Origin of the sequence: Bowmanella yangjiangensis (genome assembly GCF_017255015.1) — a bacterium.
In the GTDB taxonomy this organism is placed as follows: Bacteria; Pseudomonadota; Gammaproteobacteria; order Enterobacterales; family Alteromonadaceae; genus Bowmanella; species Bowmanella yangjiangensis.
On the sequence record NZ_JAFKCS010000699.1, the window covers coordinates 1 to 379 of the forward strand.

At 65.7% G+C, this 379-nt stretch carries 1 protein-coding gene; it reads right to left on the bottom strand.

What is annotated here, in order from left to right:
* The coding region (locus J0A65_RS26315) for a TonB-dependent receptor domain-containing protein (protein WP_206597130.1) at positions 1 to 379 on the bottom strand (379 nt) is incomplete at both ends.

The window sequence follows — 379 nt, forward strand, 5'->3', positions numbered from 1 at the left end:
GAACGAACGCGGCGGCGTGTTGGCCAGGGCCTGACCCTCGCGGGCAATACCGGCGGCAGTGTCGGCCGCTTCGAGGGTCTCGCTGCTGAGTACGGTGTAGTTGGCGAACACGTCCCAGCGCTCGGTGACATGGCCGGTCAGCCCCACCTCGATCCCTTCGACGCGCTGCTTGCCTGCCAGCTGGGTGCTGCCGTCAGCCATGGTTTCGCGGGCATTGGTCTTTTCTACCCGGAAAATCGCCGCATCCAGCTCCAGGCGACGGTCGAGCAGTTCCCACTTGGTACCCAGCTCCCAGGTCTTGTTCTTCTCCGGATCGAGGCCCGAGGTCGCGTCCGAAACACCGCTGCCGGTGGTCGCCAGGTATTCGGCCGACGGGTTG